10 protein-coding genes are annotated in these 17,888 nt (G+C 40.7%); 1 reads left to right on the top strand and 9 read right to left on the bottom strand.

The features are described from left to right. Positions 1–12: 12 nt before the first annotated feature. From FTD44_RS07620 to FTD44_RS07600, 5 genes are read right to left on the bottom strand one after another with little or no spacing between them, the layout of a single operon-like run. Positions 13–744, bottom strand: a complete 732-nt coding sequence (locus FTD44_RS07620; RefSeq protein ID WP_222165892.1) for a hypothetical protein — start codon at positions 742–744, stop codon at positions 13–15. A 29-nt stretch (positions 745–773) separates the two neighbouring features. Beyond that, entirely contained in the window at positions 774–6,785 is a 6,012-nt protein-coding gene (locus tag FTD44_RS07615; RefSeq protein ID WP_222165891.1) for a hypothetical protein, read from the bottom strand. A 1-nt stretch (position 6,786) separates the two neighbouring features. Then, the gene (locus FTD44_RS07610) at positions 6,787–7,377 is read right to left on the bottom strand and encodes a hypothetical protein (protein ID WP_222165890.1); all 591 of its coding nucleotides are present in this window, start codon (positions 7,375–7,377) and stop codon (positions 6,787–6,789) included. After that, complete coding sequence (locus FTD44_RS07605) at positions 7,377–8,504, bottom strand: hypothetical protein (protein WP_222165889.1); 1,128 nt, start codon at positions 8,502–8,504, stop codon at positions 7,377–7,379. Before FTD44_RS07605 ends, FTD44_RS07610 begins: the two co-directional genes overlap by 1 nt. 19 nt (positions 8,505–8,523) lie before the next feature. Further along, positions 8,524–11,415 (bottom strand): hypothetical protein, encoded by a 2,892-nt coding sequence (locus FTD44_RS07600; protein ID WP_222165888.1) that lies wholly within the window; start codon positions 11,413–11,415, stop codon positions 8,524–8,526. 413 nt (positions 11,416–11,828) lie between these two features. On the opposite strand from FTD44_RS07600, the gene FTD44_RS07595 reads away from it, so the two are divergent. Continuing rightward, positions 11,829–12,671, top strand: coding sequence for an RteC domain-containing protein (locus FTD44_RS07595; RefSeq protein WP_222165887.1), 843 nt, complete (start codon positions 11,829–11,831; stop codon positions 12,669–12,671). Between the two features lie 130 nt (positions 12,672–12,801). On the opposite strand, the gene FTD44_RS07590 is transcribed toward FTD44_RS07595, so the two are convergent. The 4 genes from FTD44_RS07590 to FTD44_RS07575 form a co-directional block, all read right to left on the bottom strand. Next, complete coding sequence (locus FTD44_RS07590; protein WP_222165886.1) at positions 12,802–13,920, bottom strand: MBL fold metallo-hydrolase; 1,119 nt, start codon at positions 13,918–13,920, stop codon at positions 12,802–12,804. A 7-nt stretch (positions 13,921–13,927) separates the two neighbouring features. Then, positions 13,928–14,926 (bottom strand): ComEC/Rec2 family competence protein, encoded by a 999-nt coding sequence (locus FTD44_RS07585; protein WP_222165885.1) that lies wholly within the window; start codon positions 14,924–14,926, stop codon positions 13,928–13,930. Then, a complete protein-coding gene (locus FTD44_RS07580) occupies positions 14,916–16,229 on the bottom strand; it encodes a patatin-like phospholipase family protein (RefSeq protein WP_222165884.1) in 1,314 nt (437 codons plus the stop codon). Before FTD44_RS07580 ends, FTD44_RS07585 begins: the two co-directional genes overlap by 11 nt. Positions 16,230–16,394: 165 nt before the next feature. Next, on the bottom strand, positions 16,395–17,831 hold the full coding sequence (locus tag FTD44_RS07575; RefSeq protein ID WP_222165883.1) for a hypothetical protein: 1,437 nt from the start codon (positions 17,829–17,831) through the stop codon (positions 16,395–16,397). Positions 17,832–17,888 lie beyond the last annotated feature (57 nt).

Here is a 17,888-nt window from a genome sequence, read left to right as displayed (position 1 = left end):
TAAATCCTTTACTTAGAATAATTTTTGTACATGGTATTTAGCCATAGATGCCGATGGTTTTAAGACCCCGTTATTAAGCGAAAACTGCTCTGCTGTTCTCGCGCGGGTATCTACCGGAACAGTGCTGATTTCAGACATTTCAATCTCCGCGCTCTGGTCGCCCAACACCGTTCCCGGTCCAAGTGTTAGCTGTCCGGAAACGATTTGCTGGCGGTTGCGGTGGATCACAAATCTGGCTTTTTGTAACTGCTGGGTACTATCGGTTACTTCAAATTCTATCGCGCTTAAGGAATCATTCAGCTGTTCAATTGGTTTCCAATGGCCAATCTTTGCCAGACTTGAATCCGGAAGGCTAAACAGCTCTGCGTTCATATCTTCCCGTTTAAATCCCAGCTTTTGTTCCACATCTTTTAAAAAGGCATAATAGGCAACGGATGTTCTTCTGTCTAAATTGACAAATACGTCCCCGGTAAGGGCTTTATAGTACATATCATTGCTATCTATATAGTCTGTGCCGGCCTTATAGATGGCTCCCCAGGTAGTATCAACCGGGCCATTATCATTAAATACCGTTACCTGGTAGCGGTACGATAAGTGCTCACCGCTAAATGTTTTTTCCAGCATCGCATTGTAAACCGGATTATTACGCTCTGCTTCCCTTCCACCATATTGACGGATCACTGCCCCGGCAACCGCAGACCCGGTGAGTACCAGCGCCAGTAAGATTTTATATTGCTTTCTCATTTCGATTTTCTTTTTAGATTAGGTAGTAATTATTTGGCTGCAGACATTCTGCTTTCGCTCAAAGTAAGGATACCCTTGTTGGTTTCTTTTTTGGTACGTACCAGTTTTCCTTCTGCATCGTACTCATAGAAGGTTGCAAAGTTGTTTTCATCCAGCTGGGCCATGAGCCTGCTGGTCAGCACATCATATACAAAGGATTTCATGTTTGCCTTATCCGGGCATATGCGCAGGTCATCAAATACAATTCCACCCATACCGGCAACGCTTAAGGTTGTATGGGTCGGGATGGTAATTACCCCTTCCATTTTATACCACCCTTCGATTGGTTTGCTAATGGTGGTAAAAGGATAATAATTGTTGGTTGAACCACCGGTTGTGCCGACTATATATAAGGAAGTATTGGTCGGTGCAGTATTTGATTTTACCCAGGCGCTGACATAGTAGCTATTTCCAAAGCCAAAGTCTGCCCCGGCCCCAATTTTAAGGGCCCCGCCATTTAACTTTAAGCTGTACAGGCCACTATGGCCTTCTGTTTGCATCGCCAGACCAGAACCAAGGGTGCCTGCCGGACTTACGCCAAATTCCCGGTTATAATAAGTATTGGTCAGCTGACTGTAAGAGATAGGTGTACTGCTTCCGGTAAACTTAAGCATCATCCAGTGGTTGCCACTGTTCAGACTGAACATATCGTCAAACGAAAAATAGCGTACTTGCTTGTACCTTGCATTTTGGGCTACGGCAACCGGAAGGTTCCCTCCATAGCTGTATAATGCTGTTGAATACACGCCCGATGCGTCCTGCTCTTCCAGTGACAGCCCATTGCTGCCATATTTGGTAATTTTAGAAGCCAGTAGCCAGGTAGAGTCAGCTTGCCAACCGGAGCTGTATTTGGAAGCCAGGTCCTGACAAGAACCGGGTACAATGGTATTTGGATTTTTCCAGGGCTGTGTAAATGATGCCAGGGTTCCGTTTTTACGTGCATGGTCATTATTATAATCACGGGAACCCAACAATCCGTATTGTTCAGTTGGTCTATAGGCCCCCTTCAGTCCACGAACAAAGGTGTTGAAGCCATAGTTTGCCCCCCATAATGTTCCTTCAATCTGGTCTTCTTCCGCATTATTTCCATACCGTGTTGCCTGGGTGGCAAGCACCTTGCCCTGCAATGTGCTGTTCGAAAAAAGATCGGCAAAGCTTGTGGGCACATAGCTTCCGGAAAGACTAAGACTAAGCATTGGGCTTCCCAGCTGGTTTTTCCTTCCCGAACGGATGACTTTAATGGTAATATTTTCCAATATCGTTTTAGGTGTGCGCCAACTGACACCATCACCATTAGGGTATTTGGCTCTTGGCGTAACCTTCAATGCACAACAACCTGTTGATTGAGTAGAAGAGCCCCAGGAAATGGTCCCGAAAAGATTGTCTTTGATCGGTACCATTGTGGTGACCAATGCTCCGCCACCACCTGTTCCTCCGCCAGTACCGCCACCACTACCACTGCCACTGGTATCAATAACCGGACAGGCAGTTTTGCCCTCAACCCAAAGGATATACTGGGCGCCCTTGTCATCTGTAACCAACAGCTCATCCCCTTCGGTAAATAAATTGAAGTCCTGGATATTTTTAATATAACCATCAAGGGCGCTATCTACATATAGCAGACCGGCTCGGGAACTATACCCCTGGTTGGCATAAGCCCCACCCATATTAGGATGCATCCAGCTGGCAGGGTAATCTATTTTAGTAAGGGGATCATTAAACTCGTTATTTGTTTTTGAAACAACAACCTGACCATTTTCCGCATTATATACCAGATTTTCCGTAAGCGTTTTGGCCCCATGATCGGTCACCTCTGTAGATTTTAAGATACCATATTGCTGAACCACTTTGGTTACGGTATGGGTTCTGAATGTGTTGATATTCTGCTTTACCGGTGTAAATACCGTTGGAACCGGTACCACTACAAAAGGTGCAAAGAATAGAACGTTAAGGTTAAAGTTTACAGGTATAGATAAAGAACTATTAACCCGCTGTCTGGAGTCAACGGTTAAGTCAACTTCCTGGCCCAGTGTAGTATTAGCAATTTCATACTGCGGATTAAATGGATCGTTGTTCCTGCCCACAGCGCTTACGGTATTATCTAACTTACCCTGGGCATTTAGCTGGTAATTATATTTTACTGAAGAGATCAGCTCCTGCTCACCGCCTTTTCTGGCCACATAGTTACTGATGGCTTTACTTTTTCCATGCATATCATTGAGCACCAGGCTATAGCCCTGGCTCAGGCTTAAGATTTCCTTTTGCTGCACAAAACCACCACGACGGTATTGCTCATCGGTATTGATCACTGTTTTATCTATATAGTTTGGAAAATCTTTTGCCGTGTAGAATTCATATTCATCCACCCCTTTCGAAGCAGCGCCTTCTTGTTTGTGGATGCTGCTCACTGTGACTTTACTATATCCCACTGAGCCTCCTGGATAAAAAGATTCACCCAATGGCTCTTCCTGGAACAGTTGTACGGCAGGTAGTAATTTTCCGCCATCTCCGGAGTAATACACCGGCTTACGGCAAGGATTCTCATCGGCGCCAATCATAGGCTCATAATTGGCTACACCGCTACTGATCTTCTTACCGGTGGTGGCATCTGTCATGGTATAACTGTAATCTTTACCCATGACACTTACCTGTCCGCCAGCGGTCATCTGGTTCCAGCCATCTGAGAAGGTCAGTCGTTTAACGCGGCAGCCACCACCCAGTTTAGACATGCCAGGAGTACCTACACGGATATAGCAACGCGTCAGATCGATAGATTTTGCCAGGCCACGTTTCATAAACCGGATATTCGGATTCTGTGCGATGGTAAACAGCTCTTCTGTAGCCCCTACCATACCCTGGATTGTTTGCTTTAGGCTGAGTTCCCCGTCGGTATAACCCGGGTAAATGATATGGGGGAGATAGAACCTTCCAATATTCAGACCTGCAAGGGTAACGGGATTCATTAACCTATCTGTACTTTTGCCGGCCTTTTCCTGTTTCAGCTTCACATATCCATATAAGGAATCGTTTGTACATTTACCTATTTCTTCGACTTTTCCATAAGCCTTTATGGGTTCATAAGCATTCTTGTTTCCTATATCTACAAAGAAATTGAAATATAACAGGTCATCTTCCGGCAGGTAATTTTCTTTTAGGCTCCTTCCGCTTATTTCCCTTGCTGTATCGCGTTTAAAGTAGATATAGTTGTTGATAATATTTTCACCTTCACCTTCATATAGCTCAGATTTTGCGATAAAATTTTTATCCGCGCCAACTCCGGAAACTTTAAACATTTCCATAGCACGCTTATCCTGCACATAGCTGTAATCATCTGATTCATATTGCACATTAATAGAACCACCTGATGGTAGTTTGACTTCAGTCAGCTGCCAGGCCATGGCACTGCTGTCGGCAGCAGCCTTATTTTGGGTAACATAAGGGAACTCGTAATTTGACAGTCCTCCCACAGCGGGCTTATAATTCCCCCAGCGGTCTTTAGCCATAAAATTATATGATGGGTTAAAGGCACTGTAATTGAACTCATAAGGATTAAGCAGACTACGATTGGAGTTACCAAACTTAAAATAGATCCTTTTCAAAGTGAGTTTACCGATACCGGAATTAGCTCCGGTATAGTTGGGGATGCCTGGGCATAACTGGTTTGCTGCGTTTTCCTCATAAACCAATACAACTGTTTTTATCGCAGTAGCATTAGCTCCATTAATAAAACGGTCCCGTTTACTGAATAGTTTAATGGAATCCAGGCGGTACAATCGCTGACTGGTGTCTGAACCGATATCTCCGGATACATTATCTACACCCAGGCTACCTTTATAGCCCATGCCATCTTTACGTGGAGAAGTATAGAACTCTGCAATGTAGTTTTTACTTTCAATAGAATGGATATACCACATCTCCTTTGATCCTACAATATAGTTCGCCTTGTCATCACCTTTATCAGAATAATAACCCGGGCTAAACTGTGCTCTTTTTTCTCCTGGACGCTCATAGGGCGTTCGCCATTTAAAATCTTTGCTGGTTCTGCTATAATTGATTTTTGTATAAGTTCCATGATCATCCTCTGTTGGCCCGTCGCCGGTAATATCTACATAATCTGCTGATAATACATCGGTAAGCAAATAACTATGTACATACGACGGTGTTGTAGTTGATTGATAATAACGATCACGGCCACTTGGATTGGCATAGGAATTTTCCTGGTCTGAATAAGCGCTAATCAGGCCACTGGTATAAGCCGGATCTGACATTTCTTTATAACCGGTGCTAAAAGTTACTTCCCTTTGAACATTATTACGGGCACCGATGCTATAAATATACCTTCTGCCATCCGGAAGTATCTGACTGATCTCTCCGATATGGTTAGGTTTTGCAGCATCGATTTGTTTGGTATTGGTTTTTAAACGATCAACTTTTTCAACCTGAGGATTACCAGTGAATTGGTTTCTTGGATAATTTTCAATTTTTTGATGGATAGCTACCCCTGGAGTGATGGCTTCTTTATTAGTAAACACGGACATATTATTTGCCCTTGGATTACGATCTTCATGTTGCCCTATAAAACGGGGCAGTAAGCCAATGGCTGCCCGCTGTTTATTGAACATATTCATCGAACTATCGACCCTTAAAGGTTCTTTACCACTGGTAATGGCTTCTCCTGATCCTACAGAACGGGTCAGCTCTCCTGCCTGCTTGAAAAATACATTTTCAAATAAAGACCCGGTTTGAGACGCAAGGAAAGGCCGCTTTTTCCAGGCACCGGTTTTCATGCTGTAAAAAAGCATATTTACATTCGTTCCAATCTCAAACAGGCCACCAAAGCCCGTTCCGAACCCCGCCTCTACATTGGAAGAAAAGTTATCATTATCACTATCAAGCTTAGGATCAGATACGGTTCCGATATCGTTACGGAACGGACGGAACATACCGCCGGTACCCTGACCTGAAATGGAATATAGGTCATAGGTCAGGGAAGAGAGCGGTAAATTCGGCAGGGACTTATTGTAAATGCCATCTTTCTCACGGGAAAAATCCGTTATGGAACGTTCTCCTGATTTTTCCAAATAAAGATATCCATAGGCCGGCATGGAGCCATCTTCTTCGTGGTGCGTTACACTTCCTGACACTTCAGTTCTGAAATGGGGAAATGTACCAAGCACTTCCATACCGAGTCCGGTACTGAAAGATATACCTCTTGCATGAGTAGCATTGGTGATCGTAGATACATAGTTGCGCAGACCAATGGGAATATAAGAATTAAACGTAAGCGGGAACTGGTTGGTTGAAATCCCGTAACTAAGATCACGTAGCCCGCTTCGGGTATTAAACCCTGTGCTTCCCTGTACAGAACCACTTACACCAGCGCCATCACTGGCATTGGTTGAGAGGTTGGCATCCAGCGTCGCACCTTCTTGTGAGCCTACAGTTAAACCAAGCCCGGTGGTTACATAATTGGTCTTTAAATTTAAACTGGCATCAAAGCCTACTCCCATTCCCTTGTAGTTATTATAGGTAATACTGTTTCCTATGCCGCCTCTTAAAAACTCAAGACCAAACAATTCCACATCTGCACCAAGCTTTAAGCCGACTGTGGTTTCATCTTTTACATGCAGTTGTTTTTCAATTTGCTCCCCGCTAAAGTCATCCGGTATACCCCGTACTGAACGGTTGATCGCGCCCGGGTTAATATTCCATCCGAGCCCTACCCAACTGGCCTCCGACTCTACATTTGAGCCACTATGATAGGCAATATTTACAGGATATCCTTCCACATCAAGTAAAGGAATATTATATACAAAGTCGCCGGAAAAAAGATCAACCATGTCGGTAGTACCCACTGGCTCAAAGCTCTGTACCTCGGGTTGTGAAGGTCCACTTGTAAGGGCATAGCTTCTTATGGCAGGTGAAACCAGTTCCAGGGCCAGAACGGTAAACATAGTTTTGGCGGTCAGTCGAAACAGCTGAGAATTATACTTCATCATCATATTAGTACTGTTTTGCTCTCGGAGCGTTTTGAATATCTTTATAAGCATAACTTGCCCTGATCTGGTAATTATCAAAAGCACGGTCATGGAAAATTAATTGAATGTCACAGGTATCTTTACCTACCGGGAATGCAGCAACCATCCGGTTCTCGGAAACAACACCCATGTTGTTTTCATACAGGTAAGCATCGGGAGATACAGTATCCCGGCAACTGGCCAGCCACATATCCTGCTGTGCATCGGTCTGGTAGTACTGGTAACGCTTAGCATACATTTCTTCATTACCCGCATTTTGTTCCAGTACATTCCGGTCATTTCCACCTTTTTGTGTAATTACAAAATAGAAATGGTCTTTGGTCTGTTCGAGCTCTTCGGCGTATCGCTGTTCATCGAGTTTTTGTGTTTTACTATCAAATGCTCGCAAGTAAGCCATTTGTTCTGCTGTTTGCAGGGTAATGGTATACTGCACCCCATTATTGTTCATGATCTTTGTAAGCGGATCTTTATATTGCCAGCCTTTAGTTTCATTGTCCTGTTGTTTTTGATTACAGGCCGACAAAATGACCAAACCAATCAGAAATATCTTTTTCATTATTTGTCCAGGTATAAAGAATTGATGTAAATAAAAGGAACTGTGTATTTTTTGCCCTTAGCATCAGTTATATACATATAATAGGTTTTCTTGTGCTGGAACTTACCAATCCCTGTCAGATCCATGGCAAAATATGTAGGTTCGCTGTAAAAGGACAGGGTACCGGAAATGACTTCTTTGCCTTTTTCTGAAACGATCTGGTATTTCATAGAATCTTTAAGACGCGTATATGATTGATATTTTAGCTTTAGCGTATCCACTGCAAATATTTTTGTTTCTCCGATATGCTTTGCAAAGTCATAGTAGGATATCTCCTTCGGTACCGCTTTCAGCAGCGTATCTTCTATGATCGTAAATGTCCAGGCTTCTGCGCCACCCAACAGGATGTCCTTGTAGTAAGCATCTACCGTCCAGGCATAGGTATGGTTCAGTTGCAGCGGTTTGGCATATACCGGATAGGTCTGGCTCAGCTGCATCAGGCCTTTCTCTTCATACACAGCATTATTGCGCTTTACGGCATTAATTGCATTCTGTCCCTGCTTCAGTTCTACGACTTTCAGCTTGTAACTTAAGGCAGCAGCAAATGGATAATTCACCGTCCAGCTCAGCATGGGATTATACTCATACAATCTGGCCTTATCTTCCGGATCTACCAGGTTGATCAGGAACACATCTGTACCTCTGCCATATACACACTCCTGGTAAGTTTCCTTTGCGGTCTCTCCCGAACCGTTGCTATTCAGGGTCAGGGTTACACAATATTCATAAATGCCTTCCGGCAGTTTACCATATTGTTCAAACAGTTCTTTCATAGAACCGGAGGAGTACGTCATACGTGCGCGGCTGGCGGCTTCGCGAATATTATTGACACCCGGCTGTATGCTCAGGTCTATGCTATACCCAATGGAATAAGGCATGTTCCGGTAGCGGATCTGCCCGTTCAGCGTGGCCGCACGGCTACTGCCTAATGAGGAGATGATCTGGTAGTCAAACAGGTTGGTTTTGCTTAATTCAACACCGTCTACCATACCCAGGTTCAGGACCATACGCTGCTGGCCATGGGTATACAATACCCCGCAAAGCAGGAGCAGGCTTAAGACAATGCGTTTGAAAAAATTGTGGTTCATATAACGGTATTAATATGTTTTATAGTTTAGTATTGATCTGCCATAACAGTTCCAGGCTGCCTCCGTAAAGGTGCTCCCATGCTGTAGTTTCAGCCATTTTATAATTACTGTTTCTGAAATTTAATCTTATAGTCAGGGGCTGTTTGGGCAGGCGGTAAAATCCGTTACAACCCCAGCCGTACTTAGCCAGGCCGGTTTCGTTTACGGCGATATCGGTACTGAGGCCAACACCTGTGCCCTTACTGAACTGCTGCGTACCGCTCAGCATCAGGTAACTGCTGTTATTAAATGCCGGATAAGGCACGGCAATGCTGGTAGATTGTATCCCGGAGCGACCCAGTGTCAGCATCAGGCTTTGTGTGGCAGTACTGTACAGGGTATTGAACTGCAGCATGGAACTACTGTAATTCAGTGTATCCATGATGCTGGTGTTTTTATTATACACCAGGGTGAAGCGCAGCGCGTAGTTTTTCTTCTTGATCTGGTAATTGGCTTTAGCGGTCCAGACCTCTCCCAGCACCGGCTTCTGCGGTACATTTAAGGTATCGGTAAAGGTGCGGAAGGTCGTAAATGGCTTGTAGGATATGCTTACAGACGGATAACGCTTACTGTGTGTAGATAAGGCAAATCCCCACTTGGCATTCTTTCCGGTATTGGTAAAGTTTTGCTGTATCATGTAGTTGTACTCTACATTCATCCGCAAAAAGGAACGGAACAGATTGCCCTCTGCACCTACCTGCAGACGCTCTATACCGGACAGCATCATGGGCAGGGTATTGTTCTCGAAATTCTTGCCGGCATATTCGTATTCGCCGCGCAGCAGTACATTGTTGTTTAATAATGATCCGTCTGCTTTCAGGCTATAGGCCGAGCGCTCTTTCCAGGCTATAGCGGCATTACCCTGATCGGTATACTGACTGCTGCTACGCTGCTGGTTAGAGAAAGCATACTCCCCTTCTACATGTATGTCTTTACCGAAGCTGCCGTTATAAGTGGCTGCTACAATACTGATCGGGTTTCGGAAGCTGGGCAATGACAGATCCGCCCCTTTAAAAAAATCATCATTTTTGAGCCAGCGTTTAGATGGGGAATAACCATAGTACACAAATCCCAGTTGCTGCTGCTTAACCGGTTTGCTGGTCATACGCAGGTTATAGGCCTTATAGGTCTCTACGGTTCCGGTACGGTCTACAAACTCGGTATTGCCATAGCCACCGCCGATCTCGGCAAATCCGATATCATAACCCGCATCCAGGCCTTTCATCATCTGACCGGATTGGGTAAAACGGGATACATATTTGGGGAAGATACCGGCATCGAAGCTGGTCAACCCGGCAATAAAAGTCTTGGCCTTGCCCTCCGGCAGCAGACCTGCTGCTTTTTTAGCCATATCTTTATATGACATCTGATCAAGATCTTTCAGGTCCTTCAACTGGTCATAAGCCAGCAGCGAGTCATAGTGCAGGTTCTGCTTATATTGCTGCACCAGTTTTTCATATCGTCTGATCTTTTCTTCAAGTGCCTGGATCTTGTTATAGTATTCCATGGCCTTTGCATATTGCGCTGTGGCTTTGGCCTGCAGGGCTTGTGCTTTAGCTTTGGCTGCGGCAAGGGTATCATTACCCGCAGCCAGCTGTTGTGCGCTGTCGATCGCTTTTGCTTTCAGCCGGGCAACCTGTTCTTCTGCCCTGGCTTTAAAATACGCTTCGTTGTATACCGATGGGTCGAAGTTTTCCACCCCGGCTTCTTTTTTCAGGCGATTCAGCAGGTTGTTTTTTTCGGACTGTAGCCCGTTTACAAACTGGCTGTACACCATATCATAAGAGAATCCTTTATTAAAGGTCTGCTCATATTTTTTATTGTAACTGCCCACCAGTTTCATCAGCTGCTCTTTGGCCTTCTGGGCATCGTAGCTGAACCGGAAGTAACTGGCTTTGGCTTCGCGATGCTGATCCTGAGTAGTATAATATCCCGTAAGGGTAATGGGTATATCGGCTATAGGGAAGGACAACTGCCCCCCTACTTCGTAATACTGATTATCCTGCATAGAGTTAGGCTCCTGCTGGTTGGCCCAGTTGCCCGACACATTGATGTCACCGGTAATGCTGCGATCCTTTTTTTCTCCTTCCAGTATTTCGCGAAACTGGTTTTGCAGGGAACGCATATTCTCCAGCTGATCTTTGGAGAAGTCTGCGATACGATTATTCAACTGCTCTTTTTCCTGCACATAAAGGTTAGAAAAGGATTGTGCAGCCGGCAGGCTTATCGTGCCCACAAGCAGCGTATCGCTGTACAGATGCAGCAGCTCATCATCTCCTGAGCGCAAATATTGTGCAGTCAGCTGCTTTTTGCGCAGATAACGGTCTATTTTGTTGTGAGACAGGTTCAGTGCATTACTGACTTTATTGGATGCTTTTTGCTGCAAGGCTTTTAAATCACCATTTCCTCCGTTAGCTTTTACAGAAGTCTGTACGATCTCCATAATATCCCGGCGCAGCGCAGACTCGGCCGATATTGCACTGTCGACCTGCTTGAGGAAATAGGTATGGGTAAGGGTATCATTGCCCTGGTACAGGCTTACAGTATATACATACCTGCCGGCTGGCAACTGATCTGCATACCGAAGACAGGCTGCGAAGCCTGGTGCTGTGTACAGTTCTTTAGACTGTTTACCGTAATGGTACTGGAGTATATGTTTATCGGCGGGCAGCATGATCTCGTCCGACACGGAACGAAGAATGAGCGTACTATCGCCTCTTGGGCTGATGTAGTGTGCTTTTACAGCGAGCGTAGCCTTAAGTTCTTTAGCAGTGGTATAGAAAAAATCCTGGGAAATCGCTTTATCATTAGCCATATACAACAAATCCGTGCTCAGTTGTAAGGAGTCACGGTAGACCTGGCCTAAGCCCATTTTGGGAATCAGGCAAAAAAGTAGCCAGGCAAAAGACGTCTTGAACTTAAAATTGGTCAGGAGTAAATTGTTAATTTTTTAGGCTTTTGGCTAAAATTTAACAACGAATCTAATACCTACTTTTGAGAAAAGCAATGAATAATTATCAGAATTATAATATACTTATTGATTATCAATAGAAAAAATCAAAAAAGGGTGATTTGCCCGGCTAACAAAGGGTAAAATTACCCACCCTGCTGTTTTCCGATAAATCTATCGTTCTTTATAAAAGAATACCTTATTTCACATTATTGTGTTATATTTCAGTTACAAATTTCCCTGATTCGCCATTTTTGAAATAGAATGCCTTGTAAATTAAAGGGCAACACTACAGATTTGTGCTGTTAGTTCATTAGCACCTAAATCAACAGGTTATGATAAAACATGCAGAAAAACTTAGTCAACAAATGTACAACAGGCTAAATGAAATTTGTTCTACTGGAGTAACCGGCCTTGACTATTATAAACAATGTTACGAAGTTACCCGTGAAGCCTATTATCAGTTGAGACTATCAATCGAAAAATATAAATTTTCGACGGAAAGAGAAGAAATTGAAATATTCAAAACAATTATACCAAAAATACATTCGGAAACACTCTACTATATTGAGTTGATGCATATCGAATTGCAAAGACCCGAATTTGAAGAAAGGAAAATTCAACTCGGTTTCTTCAAACAACAGTCAAATTATTACGATCAGCTATTACAACGAAATATTATGCTCAAGCTTTACCATAAAATCCAAAGGGAGGAGGAAGATTCAGTTTTATTTAGCAGAAAAACAGTTTTACCTTCATTTTTACCTGTTGAACCCATACAAGAAATGGAAAAAAATATCCCACAGGCAAGCATCGAACTCTCAAAAGTTATAGCATATAAAAGCATATTAAAATATGTTAGCGAGCAAATTGCTAAACTAAAAAACAAAAATGGAGATCAAAATACCAAAAACCCAGTATTTGTTGAATGGACTACCAATAAGGTAGCTCTCATTGAATTGGCTTACGCATTACATTCTGCCAAATGTATAAATAACGGAAAAGCCGAGGTAAAAAAGATCATTACTGCCTTAGAACAACTATTTCATGTGGATCTTGGCCCCTTTTACAGAACCTTCCAGAACATTCGTATCCGTCAATCCAGTAGGACTGCTTTCCTTGACGAGCTGAAAGAAAAGCTTATTCAGAGAATGGATGAAACTGACTTAAGTAATTGATACAAATAAATCTTTAAACGATTTTAATACACTTTATATTAACAGAGCACAAACTATATGAATAAATAATTCCATAAATATTTTAAATCTTTTTGTCTAAAACCAAAATAACATACGGTTCACAAACGATTTATTTAATGTAAATCTGTTCTACGGTCATGCTTTCCGAATATTCAGATACAAGGCTTAAATTACACGTTCTTAAACAGTTTTCTATAACAAAATCGGCCGGATGCCCCCATGGGTTATTAGTTCCATAGCTTATAACTAAATGCCTCAAATTTTCATTCAGCAATTTACTATTAAAACTACGATTAGCGCCATGATGAGGGATTTGTACAGTAGTTACATTTCCCCATAAATTCCCTAACCTTTGAAATAGGTCGTCAATAATATTTGAGACATTTAGATCAACATCACCCATATATAAACAACCACCTAAACCACCAAGATAATACCTATCAAAGGGCCTTGTAATTAAACAATCCACGATAAATCGATCATTGATTTTATTTAAAGGACCAGAATAACAGACTAAAGAATTAATATTAATACTTCCATCAACTTTTTTATAAACACTCCGAAGTTCGGATTTCCTTTCATTCAAATATTCAACGTTTTCTAAATTTTCAAATTCTAAATTGTTATAAATTAATAACTCCTTAAACAAACGAGATCTTTCCTCTTGCTTGTAATTAAATGGAATAAAACACCAATTGGCTATAATCGAGCCGGAAATTCTTGTTCCACTAGGATAGTGATTTATTCTCAAATTTTTATCAAGGTCAATGAAATTATCATTTTGACCAGAATTTAATTCAAAAATATTTCCACCAAAATCCAATGGCTCAATACTGATTACTTGAGTCTCTGGACCAAAATAATTCGTTGGATTATCCAAAAGGCTATTATCAGTATTTCCTGAATCTAAAAATCGTTTAAATTTGATTAAAACCTTCTCTTCTTCATCCACGAGAGGAACTACAACCAATTTTATCTGAAAATGCTTTTTCAAGTATTCAACCCCATTTATGTGATCGTCATCAAAATGAGAAAGGAACAAAATATCGATTGTAGAACCTTCTCTAAAAGCACCTTTTACCTTCCTCTCCAATTTTATTTTCCTGATTGTCAAAGATCCACAATCATAAACAATATTGAAGATTCGACCATTTTCTTCATAGTGGCTTTCAGAATAAAACGCGCCTTGACCAACTGGGTGAAACACCCTCGAAACTTCTAAACTCATAATATTATTAAATTGTTATAGGTGTAGCATTTTTATATTCACCCCTAGGCTCTACCCCATAAGAAAGCCGTAAACTTCCAGAATATGTAGCATAAACATTACATCTATTTTGTATTAGGCATTTAACCACACCTTCATCTGGATAATGGCTATTCTTTTTACAAGATATGTATGCGATTTTAGGTCTTAGTTTTTCAACAATTAGGTCTTCTAGGTTACGCCTACTACCATGGTGTGGTACTTTCAACCATGTTAAATCTGAAATTTTAAACGAATCAATTGCTCGTTGAAGCCCAATGGGCCCTACATCTGCTGTGAATAAGTATTTTTCACCATCCTTTGGCTCAAACATTAAAATCACACTACTGTTATTTTCTTTACCAGTATCATTTAAATGACTAATAAAATTTTGAGTAACTGATTCAAGGTGCCTTTTATATTCTCCTGGAATTAACATTGATGAATTGGCACTTTCAAAAAGCGAAGCTATATTCCTAAAGCCTTTGACTTGTTCTTTATAAAAATCTTCAGATGGCCCAACAACTGTTAAACATGCATCGTCAAATTTTAAATCAGCAAATGGTTGATCGTTTCTTGGTATTTTACGGGAATCAATAAGGCTTAAAAGTTCAGTTGATTCTTTAATACTCTCAAACAAAGGGACAATTATAGATTCAGATAAGAGTGTATTTTTAAGATGTTGATCACTTTCAATATTATCTTTAATATAACTCAATTTTGGATCATGAATCCAAAATTGCTTAATATCCATATTTCCTACGATTTCTTTGAAACCGCCAATATGATCACTATCAGGATGAGTACAAATCGCGAGATCAATACATTTCTTATCAGTATAATTCTTGATATGCTCCATTACTTTTTCACCATCACCTTTATTACCTGCATCAATTAGAACAACATACTCTTTATCACTATCATCAATATATCTGAGTATAATTGCGTCGGCATTACCGACATTTAAAACATCAATTTCAAATTTCATAATTATTATTTTTAAGGGATGGACAATATAGACTAACTTGAATTCCTGTTAACACGCTGCCATGGCGAGCCAGTTTCTCAATTCTATCCTCACTAAAGGATGCAAGTCCGGTTTTTATCTTTGACATTTCGAGAACTTCTTCGTCAGATAAGCCCTCTTTGATCAATTGATCAAAACCAATTCTTGTTTTAACAATTTCAGTAATATTAGAAATACAATCCTTCTTATCCAGCCAGCATTGTATATCAATATTATGAAAGGAGAGTAATTCATTGGATAATTCCCCATTAACGGCCTTAGTAACAAAAGAACCTAGGCATTTTTCGTAAGTCCAGTCAAGAGAATAGTACGCGATCTCTTGCTTGTTTTCATATACATTTCTAACAAATTGAAGATTCTTAATTCTTCTCATCATTATATCTGAAGTTCTTCTTAATAATCCAATAGAATTTTTGGTTTTAAAAGAATAGGAAAAGGGCTGGGAACCATCGCAGCAGATAATTACATTGCAATTGTATGACGATTTTAATTGAGTAATTTTATGAATACCTTGATTGTCATAAAGACCTCCATCCATTAATGCTGGTTTCACCTCTTTTGACATTTCTAAAGTTTTAAAATATTTTGCCCTTATCCCAACTGGCCCAAACGGAAATGGAACATTCGTCGAGCTGTTAACCGCTAACGAAATTGGTATTGCTTCCCCCTTAAATGAGATTTTCAACCCACCATTTCTGGGATAGTGATAACTAGAATCGTCAATTTTCGTTTGTGAAAATGTAAACAAAGTTCCTGTCTCAAGATTTGTTGCATTTATTGCAAAAATTGGACTTAATGGTAAGTCAGAAATTGTTTTATTCTTAAAAAAAATCTTTTCAAAAGCTATTTCTTTCGCTTTTGTAAAGGCCAGTAGCTTAAATTGAAATATAAAAATTAGTGAGAGCATTACAATAATTGACATTGAACCCAAATACCAAAGATTGCCTTTTATATATAAAATACAGATCCCACAGATACATGCAAGAAATCCTACATAAAAGAGAATGAGCCTCAATGAAAATATCATTCTCAACATCATTCCTTTTTTCAGGCATTTTCTAAAATTTATTTCAAAATCCTTAAAATCATTTTTATTTAAGCCGTAATAAGCACCAATTATCGATCCTCCAGAAATTGTGGAAATAACATCAACATGATCCAAAATACCCATAGATTTCAACCTCTTCAAAGCACCCAAATGAAATGCTGCAGCCCTAAAACCTCCACCAGACAAACTAAGACCAATTTTTTTCCCATTAATCATTTAAAAAATATCCTTTTGGTTTGCAAACGCCAAAGATTAAAAATTTAAAAAATTGAGAAATGTGAAAATTACCCATTTAAATAGAGTAAAAACCCCATAGCTTTTTTGAGTATATTTAAATAAAAATCCTATTTCTATTTACAATTCCACCTGAAAATCCATTTTTTAACGATTATAATACCACTCCTTTGCGGCCTGATAAAATGGAATTCCTTTTATAATCGCCTCACACCAGATTTCATATCGGCTATAATGTTCCTGAAAACAAATCACTCCTGTTTTTGATTCAATATGTGCAGTAAATAATCCTTTAATCTCCTCTAGTGCTTTCTTTCTCGCGCCCACATCCTCCCACTGAATTGATCGGGCAAAGTACCTGGTTATCTTATGCTCAAAAGCATAACTTTTTTTTTCTTCTACCACATCCTTATAATAATGGTTTGCCGAAAGCGCAATACTTTTGACCAGTTCATAACGGCCTGTTTGCAATAAGAAAAAAATTCTAAACAGAAATAAATCAGCATAGATGTCCTGTCGTATCCTCTTCGATGAATGGGTAAAAAGCTGATTCCATATTTGCTCCGCATGCTCATAGTCTCCAATAGCCATATAAGCATTCATCAAATTACCCTTCATTACCTGTCGTAGTTCAGAAGGTAGTGTACCCGCATAATACTTTAACCTAAGCTCAACTTCTTCAATCAGGTCCTTCATTTCTTCAATATTACCGGTATAGGTATAGATAATAATTCTGTAGGTAGCATCGTAAATAAAGAAAAACTGCTGACGTGCACTGTTTTGATCCAGATTATATTCCCCCATATGCAGTTCAGCTAAACCAATACAGTTTATGGCTTCTGTAAATTTTACCAGGCATACACAGGAGGTAATATGTTGGAATAGCCCGTTCAGATAATCTTCAGGAAGAATTATCCGACCCTGGGTTAGTAGTAATTTATTACTGTAAAAATAAGCCAGCTTATGGTCAAAGACCATCCAATTATATAAAGACAAAATAAGGTCGTGGTAAAACCTGGCCTTTATGCTCTTACATTGTTTCTCACTTGGGAAGCCAGAAGATTCCATCAAAAGACTATCCAACTGTTTGCGGACAGTTCCATTGGCATACCCATGGGTCTTTTTCATAACCACAATCTGATGATAGAGCCCCATTAACTTAAGGATCTGGAGGTGCTTTACTCCAATAGCCTCCTCTTCCTTTCTAATGGCCTCAATAGATCGGGTGGGTTTCTCGGCTACAATATTGAGCCTCTGTTCCCATTGTAAAATCTGAAGCAATAAATTGAACCGCTCATGTTCCAATGCGAGTTTTTTAGCTTCTTCCATTAGGTGAATAGCTTGATCAGGAAGGCTGTGACCATATAAGATCTCGATGTCTGTGAGGTTATTTTGAAGGATAATGTCTATGGACAGCTCCTGATGCATCTGCCGAAGATGCCTGCGGATATATTTATAAAGCCCTCTCTTTTGATCAGTCATTTTACTAGTTGGCAAATCCGAATTATTTTTTACCATCCCAGATTCACTGCCTTTAATCGCATCATACAGCTGTTGATATCCCGTACCTACCCCTGCTTTCATAAAGGACTTTGAAATATACGCCTTTTCGCTACTGGAAAGGCTCTTAACCAACTGAAT

The organism is Edaphocola aurantiacus (assembly GCF_019797745.1).
Lineage (GTDB): Bacteria > Bacteroidota > Bacteroidia > Chitinophagales > Chitinophagaceae > Edaphocola > Edaphocola aurantiacus.
This window is presented reverse-complemented; position numbering and strand designations above follow the sequence as displayed.